Below are 19,540 nucleotides of genomic sequence, written 5' to 3' on the forward strand. Positions count from 1 at the left end.
AGACCCCAAGCCGTTCATCTGGACCAAGACAGCCGAAGAAATCCTCGACTCCCTCGCCCGCCTCTGCCGACGGATCTCTGGCGCAGGACACTAGCCCGACACCGTACGAACGCGGCAAGTGGACGACGGTGCCCGGCCAACCCGCAACATGTGGCCCGTGAAAACCAGTCCACCACCCCGGAATTGGCCTTGGCCAGTGGCCTGGCCCACGGCCTAGCGTCGTCCCATGCGTATTCGTATCGTCGACGCCTTCACCGACCGCCCCTTCTCCGGCAACCCGGCAGGAGTCCTCCTCCTCGACGCCTTCCCGGACGACACCTGGCTGCAGAACGTGGCCCGGGAGGTCAACCACGCCGAGACCGCGTTCGCCCACCCTCTTCCCGAGGACGGTGAGGCGGACTGGGCGCTGCGCTGGTTCACGCCGGTCGCCGAGGTGGCGATGTGCGGCCACGCCACACTGGCCACCGCGCACGTCCTGAGCAGTACGAAGGCCCACGAGGGCCCCGTGCGGTTCGCCACGCGCAGCGGTGTCCTCATCGCCACGCCCCGGCCGGACGGCTCCCTCACCCTCGACTTCCCGACCGCTCCCCTCACCCCGGTCCCCGTCCCGGACGGCCTCACCGCGGCCCTGGGCGCCACACCGCTCAGCGTCTTCGACACGGGCCCCCACGTGAACGACCTGCTCGTCGAACTCGCCGACGAGAAGACCGTCCTCGGTCTCGCCCCGGACCTGCCGTCCCTCGGGCGCTGCTCCGAGCGCGGCATCATCGCCACCGCCCGCGCGACGGATCCCGCCGCCGGCCACGACTACGTCTCGCGCTGCTTCTTCCCGAACATCGGCATCGACGAGGACCCGGTCACGGGAAGCGCCCACACGGCCCTCGCCCCCTTCTGGTCCGAGCGCCTCGGCAGCCCGGCTCTCACCGGCCTCCAGGCCTCCGCGCGCTCGGGCCTCGTCCGCACCGAACTCCGTGGCGACCGCACCCTTCTGTCGGGCCGGGCGGTCACGGTCATCGACGGCGAACTCCTCGCCTGAACCGCGGGCCGTCTCTCACGCCGTGGGCAGCCAGCCCACCTTCCCCGCCAGCAGCGCGTACCCCACGAACGCGCCGATGTCGAGCAGTGAGTGGGCCACCACGAGCGGGCCCACTCGCCCCCACCGCCGGTACAGATAGACGAACACCACACCCATCACCATGTTGCCGATGAAGCCGCCGATGCCCTGGTAGAGGTGGTACGAGCCACGCAGCACCGAACTCGCGGCCAGCGCGCTGCCCGGTGACCAGCCCAACTGCTGAAGCCGTCGCAGCAGATAGCCGACCACGATGACCTCTTCGAGGACGGCGTTCTGGATCGCGGAGAGGATCAGGACGGGGTACTTCCACCACACCTCGGGCAGCGCCTCCGGCACCACCGTGAGGTTGAAGCCGAGGCCGCGGGCCGCCAGGTAGAAGGCGATACCCGTGCTGCCGATCACCGCGGCGATCGCCGCGCCCCGGCCGAGGTCGGGCCACGGCTTCGTCCTGTCGAAGCCGAGGGTGCGCAGCCCGGCGCCCTCGCGCAGCAGGAAGTGCGCGACCAGCGCGACGGGCACCAGGGCGGTGGTGATCCCGAAGAGCTGCCATGCGAGGTCGAGCCAGGGACGCCCGGGCGCGGCCGAGGCGTTCATGGTGGCCGCCTGGTCCTTCAGCCCGCCCGGCTTGGTGACCGATCCGACGAAGCTGATCAGCGCGGACACCCCGCTCGCGCCGAGCGAGAGCCCGAGCACGAGCAGTGTCTCGTCCCTCAGAATCCGTCGGCCGGGCCGCTCCCCCGGCAACGCACCCTCCACCGACTCCGCCTGCCCCTGCACCCACGCCTCCAGTAGTCCGGCCCCGCCGAGGGTCCATCATGACCCGCGGCGGTCCGGAACTTTCCGGCAGCTGCCCCACAGGCGGCTCCTCAGCCCAGCGGCACCGGCTCCGGCAACCCGACCGGCCAGCTGTGCACCGGCTCCCCGGAGTGCATCAGCTCGCAGTACCGTCGCGTCGTGGCGGCCAGTGCCGCATCCCGGCCGAGCCCCTTGGCCAGCGCCCGATGGAACGTTTCCACCTGCCACGACGCCCCGTTGACCCGGCGCCGGCACCGCTCCTCGATCACCCCGAGGTAGAAGTCCCGGTCGACCGGCTCGACACCCCACGCGTCCAGCCCCGCCTCGGCGAGCGGCAGCAGCTCGTCCCGTACGAGGTTCACCGCGTCCACCGGTCCGACGCCGCCGTAGCGCCCGCGCGGCCACTGCAACCGCGCGTCAATGCCGTGTCGGCACGCCTCGTCGAAGTTGGCGGCGGCTGCCTCGAAGGGCATCCGCGTCCACACCGGCCGTGACTCCTCGGCGAGGGCGCGTACGACCCCGTAGTAGAAGGCCGCGTTGGCGATCACGTCCGTGATGGTCGGTCCGGCGGGCAGCACCCGGTTCTCGACGCGTAGGTGCGGGACCCCGTCGGCGATGCCGTAGACGGGCCGGTTCCAGCGGTAGATCGTCCCGTTGTGCAGGGTAAGTTCGGCGAGCGAGGGAACTCCGCCCGCGTCGAGGACTTCGATCGGATCCTCGTCGTCACAGATGGGGAGCAGGGCGGGGAAGAAACGCAGGTTCTCCTCGAACAGGTCGTACGCGGAGGTGACCCACCGCTCTCCGAACCAGGTGCGCGGCCGCACGCCCTGGGCCTGCAGCTCGGGCGGCCGGGTGTCCGTGGACTGCTGGAACAGCGGCGGCCGCGACTCGCGCCACAGCTCGTGCCCGAACAGGAACGGCGAGTTGGCCCCGATGGCGACCTGGGCCGCGGCGACCGCCTGCGCCGCGTTCCACACATCGGCGAACCGCCCAGGGGTGACCTGGAGGTGCAACTGCACGGAGGTGCAGGCGGCTTCGGGCGCGATCGACTTCGAGGTGCAGACGAGCCGCTCCACCCCGTCGATGTCCAGGGTGAAATCCTCGCCGCGGGCGGCGACGATCTGATCGTTGAGCAAGGTGTAACGGTCGCCCGCAGAGAGATTCGACGAGACCAGGTCATCACGGCCCAGTGTGGGCAGAATGCCGATCATCACGATTCCCGCGCCGACCTCGATCGCTTTCCGGTCGGCATACGCGAGTGAGGTGCGCAGCTCCTCGGAAAGCTGGTCGAAAACCCGACCACCCAGCCGATGTGGAGCTATGTTGACTTCCAGATTGAACATGGCGAGTTCTGTTTGGAAATCTCGGCTCGCAATCCGCTCAAGTACTTGCGCATTCATCATTCTCGGCAGACCGTCGCCGTCGACCAGGTTCAGCTCGATCTCCACACCCATGAGGTTCTTGGGGCGGTCGAACCGCTTCTCCTCCAGCAGCCGCGCCAGCCCCGCCAGGCACTGCCGGAGCTTGTCGCGGTACTGCTGGCGATCGGAGAGGCCAAACGGCCCTGCCACGACCTTCTCCCCCATCGAAGTGTCCCTCCTCGGATGGGCAGGCCGACGAACCGGCCGCTGCTGTCCCGGGTCCACGGATGATGATGCCCAGGCAGAGCCACCGATAACGTCCCATGCGCGACTTGCGCCCGCTAGGCTGAGCGCGGTCACCTCCGACTTTATTCACTCGGCGTGCTTCTGGCACATTCAGCGGGCAAGAATGAGCATGCGCTTTCTGCCTGTTGCGCTTTCGTGAAAAGCGCCGACGAGAACCGGCCGTCCGCTACGCGACGGTAATCCGAGGTCACCGGCGTACCCCCGTGGAGAAGCGGGGTGATTCACTTGTTTCGGCGACCGGATACCGCCTTGCTGTTCATATCCGGAGCGGCTAGATGAAACCTCATGTGAACACGTGTCGTATAAACTCCGCAAACGAGGCTGAGAGCCGGCACTCGCGGTCCTCGGTCCTGCCGTCAGGCCACGCGCGGCGGACCCACCCACGCACCGGACCCCGGGCACCCGTCTCTCCGATTCCCGAGAGCTGACAGCGCCGTCCGCCCCCGCCCTCGCGCCACCGTGCCTGTCGAATTGAGAGGCGACCCACCATGCCGCTGCATGTCCCCCCGGCTCCCGCGCCTGCCCTGCGCACCGTCCTCACGGCACTCGGTTCCCCCACCGCCGTCCACGAGGCGCGAACTCCTTCCCTGAAGAACGCCCAGGGTCCCGCCACACCCGAGCTTCCCCTGCCCGTGCACGTACTCGAGCGGATCACCCCCGAGGGCACGGGCACCGCCCGGCTCACCGGGTGGCGGTTCCTGATCCGCTGCGGCGACCGCGCCGTGGCCGCCGCCGAAACCCGGCTGACCCCTGACGGCTGGGCGTTCTCGCACTTCTTCGAGGGCCCGTACATCACCTCGACCGAGCGCGCCCTGCGCCAGGCCGAGACCATGCAGCAGCCCTACCAACCCCGATTGCTGTCGGTGCCCGAGCTGTACATGCTCACGCTCTGGCTGCACGCCGACCCCACCGCCGACGGCGCCACCGGGCATCCGGCGCCGACCGATCTCCTGGTGCCGCTGGCGCCCGCGCCGCCCGGCATCGCGGCCCACCGCCCGCACCGGGTCGCGGATCTCCTTCCGGTGCTGACCACCCGCCTGACGCCCGCCCCGCTCCTGGGATCGCCGGCCTGAGTCCCAAGCCACCTCGTCATTTGTCCCGCCCGTCGCCCCGCTGCCGATATCCCGGTGGCGGGGCACTTGTTTCCCCTGCGCGGAATTGCCGCTCTTTCGGGCACCAATACGCTCGTTCGAGCTATTCGCAAGCTCTTACGCCACGGGACTAGCCCTTTCCGACCACGGCGAACCACCCGAAGGGACAGTGCAGTTGGAATGAACCGTCCGCGCGAGTGATGCGTCATCAACCTGTGAGAAGCGGTGCTGCGAAATCCCTGCGGATCGACGCCCGTGGGGCAACACTGGGACCGGACCGATTTATCACAACGGGGGGCGGCCATGAGCGAGGCTTCACGCCGCGGGTCGGACAAAACAGCCATCTCAGACCACACGACACAGCGAAAGATCCCAACAACCATGTGCCAGCACCAGCCACTGTGCCCGACCGCCGAATCCGCCGACCGGGAGGGCGCCCGACTCGTGGCGCACCACCCGGAGCAGGGATGGAGCCTGCTCTGCAACGGCGTTCTGCTCTTCGAGGACACCGGTGAGCTCCTGCCGGACGGCCAGATCATCGCCCCGCACCGCCCGATGGGCACGGTGATGACAGCCGCCTGAGCCGCACCCACGTGCGCACAGGGCGAGCGCCCCCGCACAGGGCGTCCGCCCGGACGGAAAGAGGGGCCGGCCGGAGAAACACTCTCCGAACCGGCCCCGACGCTTGTCCGCGTGTGACTACTCTTCGTAAGCGTCCAGCGGCGGGCAGGAGCAGACCAGGTTCCGGTCACCGAAGGCCTGGTCGATACGGCGCACCGGCGGCCAGTACTTGTCGGCGGGCGCGACCCCGGCAGGGAAGACGGCCTCCTCACGCGTGTAGGCGTGCTCCCACTCCCCGCCGAGCGCGGCAGCGGTGTGCGGGGCGTTGCGCAGCGGGTTGTCGTCCGCCGGCCACTCACCCGAGCCGACCTTCTCGATCTCCGCCCGGATCGCGATCATCGCGTCGCAGAACCGGTCCAGCTCGGCGAGATCCTCCGACTCGGTCGGCTCGATCATCAGCGTCCCGGCCACCGGGAACGACATCGTCGGCGCATGGAAGCCGTAGTCGATCAGCCGCTTGGCGATGTCGTCGACGGTCACCCCGGTCGCCTTGGCCAGCGGCCGCAGGTCGATGATGCACTCGTGCGCGACGAGTCCGCCCGGGCCGGTGTACAGCACCGGGTAGTGCGGCTCCAGGCGCTTGGCGATGTAGTTGGCGCTGAGCACCGCCACCTGCGTGGCCCGCTTGAGCCCCTCACCGCCCATGAGCCGGACGTACGCCCACGAGATCGGCAGGATGCCCGCCGAGCCCCACGGCGCCGCCGAGATCGGCCCCACGCCCGTCTCGGGGCCGGCCGCGGGCTGCAGCGGGTGGTTCGGCAGATAGGGCGCCAGGTGCTCGCGCACCGCCACCGGCCCGACCCCGGGGCCGCCGCCACCGTGCGGGATGCAGAAGGTCTTGTGCAGGTTCAGGTGCGAGACGTCCCCGCCGAAGCGGCCCGGCTTGGCGAGCCCCACCAGCGCGTTGAGGTTGGCACCGTCCACGTACACCTGACCACCGGCGTCGTGCACCTGCGCGCAGATGTCGGCGACGTGCTCCTCGAACACACCGTGCGTCGACGGATACGTGATCATCAGCACGGACAGCTCGTCACGGTACTGCTCGATCTTCGCCCGCAGATCCTCGACGTCGATCTCACCGTCCTCGGCGGTCCGCACGACGACGACCTTCATGCCCGCCATGACGGCGCTCGCGGCATTGGTGCCGTGCGCGGAGGACGGGATGAGACACACGATCCGCTGCTCGTCACCGTTGGCCCGGTGATACCCGCGTACGGCCAGCAGCCCGGCCAGCTCTCCCTGCGAGCCAGCGTTCGGCTGCAGCGACACCTTGTCGTACCCGGTGGCCTCCGCCAGCCGCTCCTCCAGCTCACGGATGAGCGTGAGGTACCCCTGCGCCTGCCCGGCGGGCGCGAACGGGTGCAGCTGCCCGAACTCCGGCCAGGTCACCGGCTCCATCTCGGTGGTCGCGTTGAGCTTCATCGTGCACGAGCCCAGCGGGATCATGCCCCGGTCCAGCGCGTAGTCCCGGTCGGCGAGCCGGCGCAGATAGCGCAGCATCGCGGTCTCGGAGCGGTACTCGTGGAACACCGGGTGCGTGAGGTAGTCGTCAGACCGAAGCAGCGCCTCGGGCAGCGTGTCCTCGGCGGCGGCGTCGAGGGCCTCCACGTCCCCCTGCACCCCGAACGCTGTCCACACGGCGCCCAGCTGCGCCCGCGTCGTGGTCTCGTCGCAGGAGATCGACACGAGGTCGCCGTCCACGAGGTGCAGGTTCACGCCATGTTCGCGCGCCGCCGCCACGACCTCACCGGCCCGCCCCGGCACCCGCACGGTGAGCGTGTCGAAGTACGCGCCGTGCACGACCTCGATCCCCCCGGCCGCGAGACCGGCGGCGAGCACGGTGGCGTACCGATGCGTACGCCGGGCGATGGTCCGCAGCCCCTCCGGCCCGTGGTAGACGGCGTACATCCCGGCCATCACGGCGAGCAGCACCTGAGCCGTACAGATGTTGCTGGTCGCCTTCTCCCGGCGGATGTGCTGCTCCCGCGTCTGCAGGGCGAGCCGGTACGCCTTGTGTCCGTCCGCGTCCACGGAGACCCCCACGAGCCGCCCGGGCAGGCTGCGCGCGAACTTCTCCCGTACGGCCATATAGCCCGCGTGCGGCCCGCCGAAGCCCATCGGCACGCCGAACCGCTGCGTCGTCCCCACCGCGATGTCCGCACCCAGCTCACCGGGCGACACCAGCAGCGTGAGGGCGAGCAGATCCGCGGCGACGGTGACGAGCGCGCCGAGTTCGTGCGCCTGCCCGATGACCGGCTTCAGGTCGCGTACGACACCGGAGGCGCCCGGGTACTGCAGCAGCACGCCGTTGATCTCGCGCGAGGCGACGTCGGCCGGGATCCCCTCGCTCAGGTCGGCGACGACGACCTCGACGCCGGTCGGCTCGGCACGCGTCTCGATCACGGCGATCGTCTGCGGCAGCGCGTCCGTGTCGACGAGGAAGAGCCCCTTCTTGTTCTTCCCCATACGACGCGACAACGCCATGGCCTCGGCGGCGGCCGTGCCCTCGTCGAGCAGGGAGGCCCCGGAGGTGGGCAGACCGGTCAGGTCGGCCACGACGGTCTGGAAATTGAGCAGCGCTTCGAGCCGCCCCTGGGAGATCTCGGGCTGATACGGCGTGTAGGCGGTGTACCAGGCCGGGTTCTCCATGACATTCCGCAGAATGACGGGCGGGGTGAAGGTCCCGTAGTACCCGAGCCCGATCATCGACCCGAGCACCTGGTTGCGATCGGCGAGCGAACGCAGCTCGGCGAGCACCTCGGCCTCGGTACGGGCGTCCGGCAGATCCAGCGCCTCGGCGTTCTTGATCACATCCGGGACCGCGGCGGCGGTCAGCTCGTCGAGCGAGCCGTACCCGACGTGCGCGAGCATCTTGGCCCGGGCCTCGACGTCTGGTCCGATATGGCGCCGCTCGAAGGGGATTCCCTCTTCGAGCTCGGAGAGCGGAGTGCGATGGGCGGTCATTGCGGAGGCCTCCTGGTCTGACGCGACCTTCGAGGGGCACCACGGCACGGGTGCCCCGACGGCCTCCCCCTCTGTCATCTCAACCTGAGAGCTTCACCGGTCCGGTACGAACCGGTTTTCACCGTCGGTGAGAGCGGAAGCCGTGACACCCGCCCTGCTTTCCAGAGTGACCTCGTCCGTGCGGTACGTGAGCCTGAGAGATTCCGGGGAGGATTTGCTCCTTCGGCGCCTCCGGATGGTGTCCGGAGGACTCTCCCGCACGGGGTCAGCAGCCGTTGCCAGCGTATCAGCGCGGGCCCCGCACGGGTCTTCGAGTGGCCGCCTTCCCCAAAGTGCCTTTTCGTAGTGGTGAGGAATGATTTGCGACTCCTCTGCGACCACCTGGAGGGCCCGTGCAGACCGACATCGATCCGCGCCACCTGATCGGCCGCAAGGCGTTCGACCGCAAGGGCAGCAAGATCGGCACGGTCGACGAGGTCTATCTCGACGATGCCACCGGCATCCCCGAGTGGGCCGCGATACGCATGGGCCTCTTCGGCCGCGACGCCTTTGTCCCCCTGGAGCCCAGCGAACTGATCGAAGGCACCCTCCGCGTCCCCTTCGACCGAGCCCTCATCAAGGACGCCCCCGACTTCGGCGTAGGCCGCCACCTCTCCCCCGAACAAGAACTGCAGCTCTACCACCACTACGGCCTCGACATAGCCCCGCCCCCACCCGTGGACCACGACATCGGCAACGTCTCAGGCCACGAAGACCCCTGACAGAACGCCCCCACCGCAGACGCCGCCCCAGGCCCCCCGCGCCCGGCACATCTCCTGCCGTCGTACTCCTCGCCTAGAACGCCGCCCGCCACCGCCCTACACCCTGCGAACCTCTCGACGCCGCTGCTCACGCCCCTCGCACTGCCGGCCCCTTCGTCCACACCCTTTCTCCTGCCCGCCACCTCGATCCCGCCGCAACGGCACCCCACCACGACAGCGGCGAATAGCGGTCCCTGGCGGCCTCAGCCCCGCACCACCCCACCCTGCACCAGTGGCAACGGCTCCGCCGGCTCCAACCCCGGATCGTCCGTCCTGAAGGTCCGCACCCGCCCGGGCTCCCGGTCCTCCGGTCTCTCGAACCGCACCGTCACCCGCCCCAGCCCACTGCCCTGCACCCACCCATGCCCGTACTCGGCATGCCGTACATCCTGCCCGGCCCTCCACTGCCGCTCCCCGCCCGCACGCACCTCCACCACAGCCACCTCCGTGGCGGGGCCAGCCTCCTCCTCCCCAAGATCCGGCTCTCCCGCCGCCTGCGCGAACAGATCCTCCTGCGTGTAATCGGCAAGCCCGCTCACCCCCACCCCCAGCAGCCGCACCCCACCCGTCGTGTCCACGGCCTCCAGCAAGCGGCCCGCCGCCTCCCGCACCACCGCCGGGTCGTCCGTAGGTCCCCGCAACGTCTCGGACCTGGTCAACGTGGAAAAGTCGTACCGCCGCACCTTCAACACGATGGTCCGCCCGGACAACCCGGCCTCCCTCAGCCGCCGCACACACCGATCCGCCAGCCGCTGCACCTCCATCCGAACCTGCACCCGGTCGTGGATGTCCACGTCGTACGTGTCCTCCACCGACACCGACTTCGTGTCCCGCTCGGCCACCACCGCCCGGTCGTCGCGCGCCAGTGCCATCGCGTACAGCCCATGTCCATGGGCTTTGCCCAACAGCCGCACGACCTCGTCCTCGCCCGCCTCCACGATCTCCTCGACCGTGGTGATCCCGGCCCGCCGCAGATGGTCCCCGGTCGCCGGCCCCACCCCCGGCAGGATCCGCACGGACATCGGTCCCAGCAGCGCCCGCTCGGTCCCGGGCTCGATCAGGACCAGCCCATCCGGCTTGGCCTGCTCTGAGGCGATCTTCGCGAGCATCTTGGAGGCCGCGAGCCCCACGGACCCCGTCAGCCCGGTCACCGCCCGTATGTCCCCGCGCAACCGCGCCCCCGCCAGCCGCGCCGACCTCTCGTCCCAGGCCGTTCCCCCGGCCTCCAGGTCCACGAACGCCTCGTCGAGGCTCAAGGGCTCCACCAGCGGCGACAGATCACGCAACAACCCCATGACCTGCTCGCTGATCGCCCGGTAGAACGTGAAGCGCGGCGTGAGATACGCGGCGTTCGGCGCGAGCCGCCGCGCCTGCGCCATCGGCATCGCCGAGTGCACACCGAACACCCGCGCCTCGTACGAGGCGGTCGCCACCACCCCACGCGGCCCGAGCCCGCCCACGATGACGGCCTTCCCACGCAGACTCGGCTTGGACGCCTGCTCCGCCGAGGCGTAGAAGGCATCCATGTCGAGATGCAGGATCGTGGGCGCGGTTCTCACATCTCCGATGCTGCCCTACGCCACTGACAATGCCCTGTACGCCTCGGCCGAGGCGTAGGACGCCCCCTCAGACCGCCCGGTTGCGCCGCCGCGCCAGCTCATCCGTCGGATTGTGGCCCACGAGCGTCTCCCCCGTGTCGACCCTCTCCCCGTGCAACTGCGAGAGAGCGCTCTCTACGTCACGCCAGACGACCCCTACGGCGATCCCGAAAATCCCCTGGCCGCCCTGGAGCAGGGCGTGGACTTCGTCGGGCGAGGTGCACTCGTAGACCGTCGCCCCGTCGCTCATCAGAGTCATCCGCTCCAGATCGCTGAAGCCCCGCTCCCGCAGGTGCTGGACGGCGGTGCGGATGTTCTGCAGCGACACTCCCGTGTCGAGGAACCGTTTCACGATCTTCAGGACGACGACGTCCCGGAAGCTGTAGAGGCGCTGCGTCCCCGAGCCGTGGGCGGGCCGAACGCTCGGCTCCACAAGTCCGGTGCGGGCCCAGTAGTCGAGCTGTCGGTAGGTGATACCGGCGGCCGCGCACGCGGTGGGGCCGCGGTAGCCGACGTTCTCGTGCGGCTCGGACGCCACCTCCGCGCTGTCCTGTACGGCCGAGGGCCGCTGCGGGACGTGACCGGCCGCGCTGCCGTGAAGCGGGTACGGACCGTTCTCCCCCAGCCTGCGTCCGGGGACACCCCCAGCCGTACCGTCGCCGCTGCTTCTCACGCCGACCTCCGTCCTTGACCTGCCTTATCGACGGTAGGCAGCCACCAGTGGTGCGTCAACGACCGCCACACTCGCCACGCCGAGTGATAATCACCCTGAGAGTGGTTTCGCGTGCCCTCCCCCGGGGAAAGGCTAGCCGAATGCGCTACGGCGGAGTCGTCCGACACCGCACTGGCCCATGGCATGTGCGCTCGGCCACGGCGACGCAGACGTACGATCCCGCCCCGGCTTCACTGGCTGTTCGTTCCGAAGTCCTCGGGCGAGATCTGGTCGAGGAACTCGCGGAACTTCTCGACCTCGTCCTCCTGCTCGTCCGGAATCGCGATTCCCGCGTCGTCGAGCACCCCGTCACTACCGAAGATCGGCGTCCCCGTACGCAGCGCCAGCGCTATGGCGTCGGACGGCCGGGCACTCACCTCGACTCCGCTGGCGAACACCAGCTCCGCGTAGAAAACGCCCTCCCGCAGGTCGGTGATGCGCACTTCCGTGAGCTCCTGGCCGACGGCCTCCAGCACGTCCTTGAACAGGTCGTGGGTCAGCGGTCGCGCGGGGGCCATGCCCTGCTGGGCAAAAGCGATCGCCGTCGCCTCCCCCGGCCCGATCCAGATGGGGAGGTAACGGTCGCCTCCCACTTCGCGCAGGAGCACGATCGGTTGGTTGGAGGGCATTTCGACCCGGACACCTACGACATCGAGCTCGTTCACACAGCAACCCTAGGCCGTGCTCGGGATGTTTGGGTAGTCGGGCACAGATCGGCCGGCCGATCCGCCACAGGCGAACACCGCCCGTCAGCGGAGCCGCACACCCAGCGCGCTCTGCACGAGCGCGGCGTGCAGCTTCACCGTGAGGCCCGCCAGCTCCCTCGTACGGTCCTCCGCATGCGCCCTGGTCTGCGGATTACGGTGCCGGCGCAGAGGCGCCACGACCTGATCGACAAGCCCCGCCTCACGGTCGGCGGCGGCCCGCATCACCCTCAGATGCCGGGGCTCGATACCGAACCGCCCCAGTTCCACCACAAGCGTGGCGACGGTCAGGGCCTCGGCGTCGTACGACCCGTCCGGCAGGGGTGCCACGAGTCCGTACGACTCCCACTCGGCCAGCTGCTCCTCATCGATCCCGGCGCCGGCGACGAGCTCGCTACGCCCGATCCTGGCGGCCGTGGGCTCCTCCGCCTCTCCGAACAGCTCGCTCAGACGCTCACCGTCACCGATGTCACGCTGGCGTCCCACAGAGGGCAGTCGTACGTCCTCGCCACGCTCCAGGGCCTCCAGATACTCACGGATGACCTTGAGCGGCAGATAGTGGTCCCGCTGCATCCGGAGGACGTGCCCCAGGCGCTCGACGTCCTCGGCGCTGAACTTGCGATACCCCGAGGGGGTTCGCTGCGGCTCGATGAGCCCCTCCGACTCCAGGAAACGAATCTTGGAGATCGTGACTTCGGGAAACTCCTCACGCAGCGCGTTCAGCACCGTGCCGATGCTCATCAGGCCACTGTCCGCGGCGGCGGTGCCGTGGTCGGCACCACCGCTCGTTGTTCGAAGCATGGACCTTCCCTGGGGGTCCCCCCGGACGCCAGTCCGGAGGAGGGTCAGTAGCCCCGCTGGCTCGCGTAGAAGACCAGCCGGTACTTGCCGATCTGCACCTCGTCACCGTTGTGCAGCGCGACCTGGTCGATTCGCTCCCGGTTGACGTAGGTGCCGTTCAGGCTGCCGACGTCGGCGACCGTGAACGAGCCGTCCTGACCGCGGCGGAACTCCACATGGCGACGCGACACGGTCACGTCGTCCAGGAAGATGTCGCTCTGCGGGTGACGGCCGGCCGTGGTCAGATCGCCGTCCAGCAGGAAGCGGCTGCCCGCGTTCGGGCCGCGGCGCACGACGAGCAGGGCCGAACCGAGCGGCAGGGCGTCGACCGCGGCCTGGGCCTCGGGGGAGAGCGCCGGCAGCTGGGTCTGGCCGGTGACCTCGGAGTCGTAGGCCTCGAGGCCGGAGATGGAGATCGTGGAGGTCGTCTCCGACGGACGCTCGGCGGCCGCGCCGGCCCGCAGCGGAGCACCGCAGTTCGAGCAGAAGCGGCTGTTCTCCGCGTTGCGGTTACCGCACCTCGTACACACCAGGGCCGACATCGACGGATCCTCCTGCCGCGGCTGCCCCGCCGGGGCATTGGACGCATACGGGTCGGAGGCAAACCCTCCACCCGTACCTGAGGGTGACGGTTCCCCGAAACCTATGCGTCCCGACTGGGCAGGGTCAACAGACGGCGCGCCCTGACCTCCGGAAATGTCACCTCCCGGACCAGTGACCTGGTCCCGGAACAACGGGCGGTCTCCGCCCTGCCCCTCCGCTTCCGAAGGCTGCGCGCGATGGCGGGAGGTCGCGTTGTCGCTGCCCTCTCGCGCGCTCTTGCCGAACAACTTCGCAAACAACTTCACGGGCGATTCCCCTTGACCGAAACAGACCCGCCCGTGGGGCAGGACGAACCCTGACTGAACACACCGGCCGACCCGGACAACCTCACAACGTCCGTATCCACCAGACAGTTTCCACCACGCACCACCCATTCGGTACGCCGACCCCCCGCAACCTCATGCCCTGGCCGGACGGGCCCCATGCACCTGCGGTTCACTGGGAGGACGACCGAGCGTAGTCAGGCCGCTTCGCCGCCCGCAAGGCGTCCACAACGATCTTGTCCGCCCGCTGCACGGTCACGGTGGCCTGCTCCTTCTCCAGTGTCTGCACCACGCCTCCGGGGATGTTCAGTGCGGGCTCGAGGTCCTGCGGGTTGCCGATGACCTTGAAACGAAAGGGCTGGGTGATCTTGTTCCCGTCGACACTGATTCCCTCACCGGAATCGGTCAGATAGGTGTTGGCGACGACCCGTACGCCGTTCACCTGGATCGCCTCGGCGCCTGCCGCGCGCAGCTCCTGGATCGCGTCGAGCAACATGTCCGCCTCGACCGTCCCTTTCGCGTCGTCGATCGTCACTGTGATGCCGGGTCCCTGCGCCGCCACGGTGCCCGCCAGAATGCCGAGTTGCCTCTCCTTCTCGACCGTCTGCTTGCGGGCCTCCTCGGCCTGGTCCGAGCTGTTCTCCAGCTCGGTGCGCTGATCCTCGAGACCCTGCTTCTCCTCCTCCAGACGCTCAGTACGGTCATCCAGTTCATCGAGGATGCGTACGAGATCTTCCTGACGTGCTCCGCGCAGCGCGCTGTCGTCGTTGTTGGACGCCACCTGGATGGCCAGCCCGAAGCCGAGGCCGAACAGCAGGAGCGCCACGATGAGTTGGGCTCGGGTGAAGCGCGGCGGCCACAGCCCCTGAGCCAGCCGCTGCCGCCCGGTCAGCTTGTTCTTCTCCTCCTGAGGGGCCTCGGCGTGCTCCTCGGCGGCCGCGGAGGGCACCTCCTGAGGCAGTTCCCGGCGCAGCCGGGTCGTCGGTGTGTCGTCCTCTCCTCCACGAGGAGTCGGCTTCGGCCTCGGCGTCTCGTCCCGCTCGCTCATCGGCCTCACGCCCGGAACACGTGCCGGCGGATCGCCGCGGCGTTGGAGAAGATACGGATACCGAGGACGACCACGACGCCCGTGGAGAGCTGGGCGCCGACGCCCAGCTTGTCCCCGAGGAAGACGATCAGGGCTGCCACGACCACGTTCGACAGGAACGACACCACGAAGACCTTGTCGTCGAAGATGCCGTCCAGCATCGCGCGCAGACCACCGAAGACGGCGTCCAGTGCAGCCACCACGGCGATGGGGAGATACGGCTCGACGACCGCCGGTACCTCGGGCCGGACCAGAAGTCCGGCCACGACTCCGAGGACGAGGCCCAGTACGGCGATCACGATGTGCCCTTCTCTGTACTCGGTTCTGCTGTTCTTACGATCACGCTCGGCGCGGCCGGCACCGTGATGTCCTCCTCGGCGGAGATGCTCGTCCGGATGCCGAAGTTCTCCTGGAGGACGTGCAGATACAGCCCGTCGGGGCTGTTCTGGAACCTGGTGCTCAGCCGCTGCCCGTCCCCCACCGCGAGGACCGTGTAGGGCGGCGCCAGCGGCTTGTTGTCGACCAGTATCGCGTCACCCGCGGCCCGGATCGCCGACAGCGCGGTGAGCCGCTGCCCGTTGATCGAGATGGCCTCGGCGCCCGACTCCCACAGCCCGTTGACGACCCGCTGCATGTCCCGGTCGCGCACCCGGCCCGTGTCCGAGAACCCGGACGTCTCACGCGGGTCGCCGTCACCGCCCTGGCTGGCGTCCTTGGAGTCGTTGACGACCAGCCTCACCCCGGGGCCGTGCACCTCGACGGCACCCGAGAGAATCCCCACCAGGCCGTCACCGTCGCTGCCGCCGTCCTCCTCGAGCGCCTTCCGCTGCCGTGCGCTCACGTCCTCACGGAGCTCGTCCACCGAGTCCTCGAGCTTGTCCGCGGCCGCGGTCTCCTCCTGGATACGGTCGATGAGCTCCTCGCGCTCCTTGGCGACCACGGGAGCACTTATCCGCGCCTGCGCCGCCCCTACCGTCACCACCAGGGCCGCGAACACCAGACCGACCGCGAGCCCCAGCTTCGCCCGCACCGTCTTCGGCCGGCCCTCGGTGCCCGCGGCCTTCTTGCGCGCGGCGGCCTCGGCGTACCCGTCGTCGAGGCTGTGATCCATGACGTTGGTGAGCAGCGACATGGAGGCGTCCGGACGCGACGGGCGCGTGGGTGTGCTCCGAACGGGGGGCTGCTGCGGCATGCCGCACATCGTCGCACGTCGCGACCGCTACCTCCGAATGGGCCCACTGACGTGCCGGACAGGCCCCGTGGGGCACCTGTCCGGCACGCACGCGTGCGAGGCGGTTCAGCGACCGGCGCTGTCCACGACCGCCGACCACTCGTCGAGCAGGGCCTGCGCGGAGGCGTCGTCGGGGCCCTCGGCCCACAGATGCGTGACGGCCTCGGCCGGGTCCGGCAGGACCATCACCCACCGCCCGTCGGTCTCCACGACCCGCACACCGTCGGTCGTATCGACGAAGCGATCCCCGGCCGCCTCCACGACCCGGCGCATCACCAGTCCCTTGACCGCCCACGGAGTGGCCAGATCCCGCTTCAGGACGTGCGCCCGCGGAATCCGCGCGTCGATCTGGCTGAGAGTGAGCTGGGTCCGCGCCACCAGTCCGATGAGCCGTACGAAGGCCGCCGTGCCGTCGAAGACACTGCTGAACTCCGGCACGATGAAGCCACCGCGCCCGTCACCGCCGAAGATGGTCGTCTCGTCCCCGCCGACCCGCGTGAGGTCGTCCGGCGAGGTGGTCGTCCACTCGACCTGCGTGCCGTGGTACGCCGCGACCTGCTCGCCGATCCGCGTGGTGGTCACCGGCAGCGCCACCCGCCCGCTCCGCCGCTCCGCGGCCACCAGGTCGAGCATGACCAGCAGGGCCCGGTCGTCCTCGACGATCCGCCCCTTCTCGTCGACCAGCGACAGCCGTTCACCCACGGGGTCGAAGCGCACACCGAACGCCGCCCGCGAGGACGCCACGATCTCGCCCAGCCGCACCAGACCCGAGCGCCGCATGTCGCCCGTCTCCGTCGGCCTCGACTCGTCGAGCCCGGGGTTGATCGTCAACGAGTCGACTCCCAGCTTGCCGAGCAGACTCGGCAGCACGAGCCCGGCACTGCCGTTGGACGCGTCCACGACGACCTTGAGCCCCGACTCCGCGATCCCGCTCGTGTCGACGTTCCGCAGCAGGGACCCGGTGTACGAGTCGAACACGCTGGCCGGAAAATGCAGGTCCCCGATCTCACCAGGGAAGGCGCGCCGGTACTCCTGCCGCGCGAACACCCGGTCCAGCTTCCGCTGACTGGCCTGCGACAGGTCGGCTCCCTGCCCGTCGAAGAACATGATGTCGACCGAGTCGGGAACCCCCGGCGTCGTCCGAATCATGATCCCGCCGGCACTGCCCCGCGCGGTCTGCTGCCGCGCCACCGGCAGCGGTACGTTCTCCAGGTCCCGTACGTCGATGGCACTGGCCTGGAGCGCCGAGATGACGGCCCGTTTCAGCGCACGGGCGCCTCGGGAGTGGTCGCGGGCGGTGGTGACCGTGGACCCCTTCTTGAGGGTCGTGGCATACGCCCCCGCAAGTCTCACGGCCAGTTCCGGGGTGATCTCCACATTCAGGATGCCGGACACCCCGCGGGCGCCGAACAGATGCGCCTGCCCGCGGGACTCCCAGATCACCGACGTGTTGACGAAGGCGCCGGCCTCGATCGTCTTGAAGGGGTAGACGCGCACGTTCCCCTGGATGATCGATTCTTCGCCGACCAGGCACTCGTCGCCGATGACCGCTCCGTCCTCGATCCGGGCGGCCCGCATGATGTCGGTGTTCTTGCCGACGACGCATCCGCGCAGGTTGCTGTGCTGCCCGATGTAGACGTTGTCGTGGACCACGGCCTTGTGCAGAAAGGCCCCGCTCTTCACGACGACGTTCGAACCCACGACGGTGTGCTCACGGATTTCGACGCCGGCCTCGACCTTGGCGTAGTCCCCGATGTACAGCGGCCCGCGCAGCACCGCGTCGGGATGCACCTCGGCACCTTCGGCGATCCACACACCCGGCGAGAGCTCGAACCCGTCGATCTCGACGTCGACCTTGCCCTCAAGGACATCGGCCTGGGCCTTCACATAACTCTCATGCGTACCGACATCCTCCCAGTAGCCCTCGGCGACATAGCCGTAGACCGGCTTGCCCTCCTTCATCAGCTGCGGGAAGACATCACCGGACCAGTCGACGGGGACATCGGCCTCGACATAGTCGAAGACTTCGGGCTCCATCACATAGATGCCCGTGTTCACGGTGTCCGAAAAGACCTGCCCCCAGGTCGGCTTCTCCAGGAACCGCTCGACCTTGCCCTCCTCGTCCACGATCGTGATGCCGAATTCCAACGGATTCGGCACCCGTGTCAGACAGACGGTGACCAGCGCACCCTTTTCCTTGTGGAAATTGATGAGCTCGGTGAGGTCGAAGTCCGTGAGGGCGTCACCGGAGATGACGAGGAACGCATCGTCCTTCAGCGCTTCCTCGGCGTTCTTCACGCTCCCGGCAGTACCGAGTGGCTTCTCCTCGTTGGCATAGGTGAGCTCCATCCCGAGCTCCTCGCCGTCACCGAAGTAGTTCTTGACGAGTGATGCCAGGAACTGGACAGTAACGACGGTCTCGTTGAGCCCATGCCTTTTGAGCAGCCTCAGTACGTGCTCCATGATCGGGCGGTTCGCCACGGGCAGGAGCGGTTTGGGCATGCTCGAGGTCATGGGGCGAAGGCGTGTGCCTTCACCTCCGGCCATCACGACGGCCTTCATGTCGGAAGCGTCCTCCTTGAAGAGACGACGGTCTAGCCGACTTCACCCGTCCAGATTGTCCCGCACATTTACGACGCGGGCCATCGAGCCACTACGGCCGCCCAATCGGACGGGCTCAATCGGCCATGGCGTCCGCACTGACAAGTCGGCGGACCTGAACCACGTAGAGGATCCCTGCCCACCAGTACAGCGTTGTACCCCATCCGGCGAACGCCCATCCGAAAATAGCAGCGAGTGACGAGATCCATCCACTTCCGTCACTGAGCAGCAGCAACGGGAAGGCGTACATCAGGTTGAAGGTAGCCGCCTTCCCGAGGAAGTTCACCTGCGGCGGCGGATAGCCGTGCCGCCTGAGGATGCCCACCATCACCAGCAGAACCAGCTCACGCAGGAGAAGTACAGCGGTCAACCAAAATGGCAGAATCTCGCGCCATGTGAGTCCCACCAGAGTCGACAGAATGTACAGCCTGTCAGCGGCGGGATCGAGGAGCCGGCCGAGGCTGCTGATCTGGTTCCAGCGTCGCGCCAGCATGCCGTCCAGATAGTCGCTGACGCCGCTGAGAGCGAGCACCAGGAGCGCCCAGCCGTCGGCCTTGGGACCGCCGAACTCGGGCCAGAGAACCAACCACAGGAAGACGGGCACGCCAACGAGCCGCGCCATGCTGAGGATGTTCGGGATGGTGAGGACCCGGTCCGTCTGGACCCGGGTCTCCTGGACCTCCACCCGGGGGCCTCCTGGGGAAATGAGCCAATGATGCTCCCTGACCCTACCTCAACGCAAAAAAGCTCTGGCCCTTGGGCACGATGCCCAAGAGCCAGAGCTCTAAAAGGAGTTCGGCGGTGTCCTACTCTCCCACAGGGTCCCCCCTGCAGTACCATCGGCGCTGTAAGGCTTAGCTTCCGGGTTCGGAATGTAACCGGGCGTTT

The 19,540-nt window shown here is 68.7% G+C and carries 17 protein-coding genes, 1 rRNA gene and 1 riboswitch; of the genes, 4 read left to right on the forward strand and 14 right to left on the reverse strand.

Annotation, left to right across the window (positions count from 1 at the left end; genetic code table 11):
• The first annotated feature begins 226 nt into the window (after positions 1 to 226).
• Entirely contained in the window at positions 227 to 1,036 is an 810-nt protein-coding gene (locus ACWD26_RS43290) for a PhzF family phenazine biosynthesis protein (protein ID WP_451279150.1), read from the forward strand.
• Positions 1,037 to 1,051: 15 nt separating this feature from the next.
• Here ACWD26_RS43290 and ACWD26_RS43295 read toward each other — a convergent pair whose 3' ends face one another.
• Together ACWD26_RS43295 and ACWD26_RS43300 are read right to left on the reverse strand one after the other, a co-directional pair.
• On the reverse strand, positions 1,052 to 1,852 hold the full coding sequence (locus ACWD26_RS43295; RefSeq protein WP_451279152.1) for a CPBP family intramembrane glutamic endopeptidase: 801 nt from the start codon (positions 1,850 to 1,852) through the stop codon (positions 1,052 to 1,054).
• 89 nt (positions 1,853 to 1,941) lie between these two features.
• On the reverse strand, positions 1,942 to 3,456 hold the full coding sequence (locus tag ACWD26_RS43300) for a glutamate--cysteine ligase (protein ID WP_451279154.1): 1,515 nt from the start codon (positions 3,454 to 3,456) through the stop codon (positions 1,942 to 1,944).
• 569 nt (positions 3,457 to 4,025) lie between these two features.
• Here ACWD26_RS43300 and ACWD26_RS43305 point away from each other — a divergent pair.
• Together ACWD26_RS43305 and ACWD26_RS43310 are read left to right on the forward strand one after the other, a co-directional pair.
• Positions 4,026 to 4,610 carry a hypothetical protein gene (locus tag ACWD26_RS43305; RefSeq protein ID WP_451279156.1) on the forward strand — a complete coding sequence of 195 codons (585 nt, stop codon included), beginning with the start codon at positions 4,026 to 4,028 and terminating at the stop codon, positions 4,608 to 4,610.
• 399 nt (positions 4,611 to 5,009) lie between these two features.
• Positions 5,010 to 5,210, forward strand: coding sequence for a DUF5999 family protein (locus ACWD26_RS43310; protein ID WP_028796697.1), 201 nt, complete (start codon positions 5,010 to 5,012; stop codon positions 5,208 to 5,210).
• Between the two features lie 117 nt (positions 5,211 to 5,327).
• On the opposite strand, the gene gcvP is transcribed toward ACWD26_RS43310, so the two are convergent.
• The gene (gene gcvP, locus ACWD26_RS43315; RefSeq protein WP_451279157.1) at positions 5,328 to 8,213 is read right to left on the reverse strand and encodes an aminomethyl-transferring glycine dehydrogenase; all 2,886 of its coding nucleotides are present in this window, start codon (positions 8,211 to 8,213) and stop codon (positions 5,328 to 5,330) included.
• 171 nt (positions 8,214 to 8,384) lie between these two features.
• A riboswitch (glycine riboswitch) is annotated at positions 8,385 to 8,481 on the reverse strand.
• Between the two features lie 124 nt (positions 8,482 to 8,605).
• On the opposite strand from gcvP, the gene ACWD26_RS43320 reads away from it, so the two are divergent.
• Positions 8,606 to 8,974: a PRC-barrel domain-containing protein gene (locus tag ACWD26_RS43320; RefSeq protein WP_451279159.1), complete on the forward strand. Its 369-nt coding sequence runs from the start codon at positions 8,606 to 8,608 to the stop codon at positions 8,972 to 8,974.
• 242 nt (positions 8,975 to 9,216) lie between these two features.
• Here ACWD26_RS43320 and ACWD26_RS43325 read toward each other — a convergent pair whose 3' ends face one another.
• From ACWD26_RS43325 to rrf, 11 genes are all read right to left on the reverse strand, one after another.
• Positions 9,217 to 10,572, reverse strand: coding sequence for a DNA polymerase IV (locus tag ACWD26_RS43325; protein WP_451279161.1), 1,356 nt, complete (start codon positions 10,570 to 10,572; stop codon positions 9,217 to 9,219).
• Between the two features lie 67 nt (positions 10,573 to 10,639).
• Positions 10,640 to 11,284 carry a MerR family transcriptional regulator gene (locus tag ACWD26_RS43330; RefSeq protein WP_451279163.1) on the reverse strand — a complete coding sequence of 215 codons (645 nt, stop codon included), beginning with the start codon at positions 11,282 to 11,284 and terminating at the stop codon, positions 10,640 to 10,642.
• A 230-nt stretch (positions 11,285 to 11,514) separates the two neighbouring features.
• Entirely contained in the window at positions 11,515 to 11,988 is a 474-nt protein-coding gene (locus ACWD26_RS43335; RefSeq protein WP_005475662.1) for a bifunctional nuclease family protein, read from the reverse strand.
• Positions 11,989 to 12,072: 84 nt separating this feature from the next.
• Positions 12,073 to 12,828 (reverse strand): transcriptional regulator FtsR, encoded by a 756-nt coding sequence (ftsR, locus tag ACWD26_RS43340; protein ID WP_451279165.1) that lies wholly within the window; start codon positions 12,826 to 12,828, stop codon positions 12,073 to 12,075.
• A 44-nt stretch (positions 12,829 to 12,872) separates the two neighbouring features.
• The gene (locus ACWD26_RS43345; protein WP_451279167.1) at positions 12,873 to 13,844 is read right to left on the reverse strand and encodes an FHA domain-containing protein; all 972 of its coding nucleotides are present in this window, start codon (positions 13,842 to 13,844) and stop codon (positions 12,873 to 12,875) included.
• A gap of 61 nt (positions 13,845 to 13,905) precedes the next feature.
• Positions 13,906 to 14,781, reverse strand: coding sequence for a DUF881 domain-containing protein (locus tag ACWD26_RS43350; protein WP_451279169.1), 876 nt, complete (start codon positions 14,779 to 14,781; stop codon positions 13,906 to 13,908).
• A 5-nt stretch (positions 14,782 to 14,786) separates the two neighbouring features.
• The gene (locus ACWD26_RS43355) at positions 14,787 to 15,119 is read right to left on the reverse strand and encodes a small basic family protein (protein WP_009343209.1); all 333 of its coding nucleotides are present in this window, start codon (positions 15,117 to 15,119) and stop codon (positions 14,787 to 14,789) included.
• Positions 15,116 to 16,021, reverse strand: coding sequence for a DUF881 domain-containing protein (locus ACWD26_RS43360; protein ID WP_451279171.1), 906 nt, complete (start codon positions 16,019 to 16,021; stop codon positions 15,116 to 15,118). The genes ACWD26_RS43355 and ACWD26_RS43360 overlap by 4 nt, the downstream gene beginning before the upstream one ends.
• A gap of 96 nt (positions 16,022 to 16,117) precedes the next feature.
• A complete protein-coding gene (locus ACWD26_RS43365) occupies positions 16,118 to 18,613 on the reverse strand; it encodes a sugar phosphate nucleotidyltransferase (protein ID WP_451279173.1) in 2,496 nt (831 codons plus the stop codon).
• A gap of 115 nt (positions 18,614 to 18,728) precedes the next feature.
• Entirely contained in the window at positions 18,729 to 19,337 is a 609-nt protein-coding gene (locus tag ACWD26_RS43370; RefSeq protein WP_451279175.1) for a CDP-alcohol phosphatidyltransferase family protein, read from the reverse strand.
• Positions 19,338 to 19,445: 108 nt separating this feature from the next.
• Positions 19,446 to 19,540, reverse strand: a 5S ribosomal RNA gene (rrf, locus tag ACWD26_RS43375); the annotation flags it as partial.

The organism is Streptomyces sp. NPDC002787 (assembly GCF_053592095.1).

Excerpts from the sequence above, each read along its gene's own strand:
- ACWD26_RS43365 (WP_451279173.1), bottom strand. The coding sequence starts at position 18,613 with ATGAAGGCCGTCGTGATGGCCGGAGGTGAAGGCACACGCCTTCGCCCC.
- ACWD26_RS43305 (WP_451279156.1), top strand. The coding sequence starts at position 4,026 with ATGCCGCTGCATGTCCCCCCGGCTCCCGCGCCTGCCCTGCGCACCGTC.
- ftsR (WP_451279165.1), bottom strand. The coding sequence starts at position 12,828 with ATGCTTCGAACAACGAGCGGTGGTGCCGACCACGGCACCGCCGCCGCG.
- ACWD26_RS43300 (WP_451279154.1), bottom strand. The coding sequence starts at position 3,456 with ATGGGGGAGAAGGTCGTGGCAGGGCCGTTTGGCCTCTCCGATCGCCAG.
- ACWD26_RS43350 (WP_451279169.1), bottom strand. The coding sequence starts at position 14,781 with ATGAGCGAGCGGGACGAGACGCCGAGGCCGAAGCCGACTCCTCGTGGA.
- ACWD26_RS43360 (WP_451279171.1), bottom strand. The coding sequence starts at position 16,021 with ATGTGCGGCATGCCGCAGCAGCCCCCCGTTCGGAGCACACCCACGCGC.
- ACWD26_RS43345 (WP_451279167.1), bottom strand. The coding sequence starts at position 13,844 with ATGGGTGGTGCGTGGTGGAAACTGTCTGGTGGATACGGACGTTGTGAG.
- gcvP (WP_451279157.1), bottom strand. The coding sequence starts at position 8,213 with ATGACCGCCCATCGCACTCCGCTCTCCGAGCTCGAAGAGGGAATCCCC.
- ACWD26_RS43290 (WP_451279150.1), top strand. The coding sequence starts at position 227 with ATGCGTATTCGTATCGTCGACGCCTTCACCGACCGCCCCTTCTCCGGC.
- ACWD26_RS43310 (WP_028796697.1), top strand. The coding sequence starts at position 5,010 with ATGTGCCAGCACCAGCCACTGTGCCCGACCGCCGAATCCGCCGACCGG.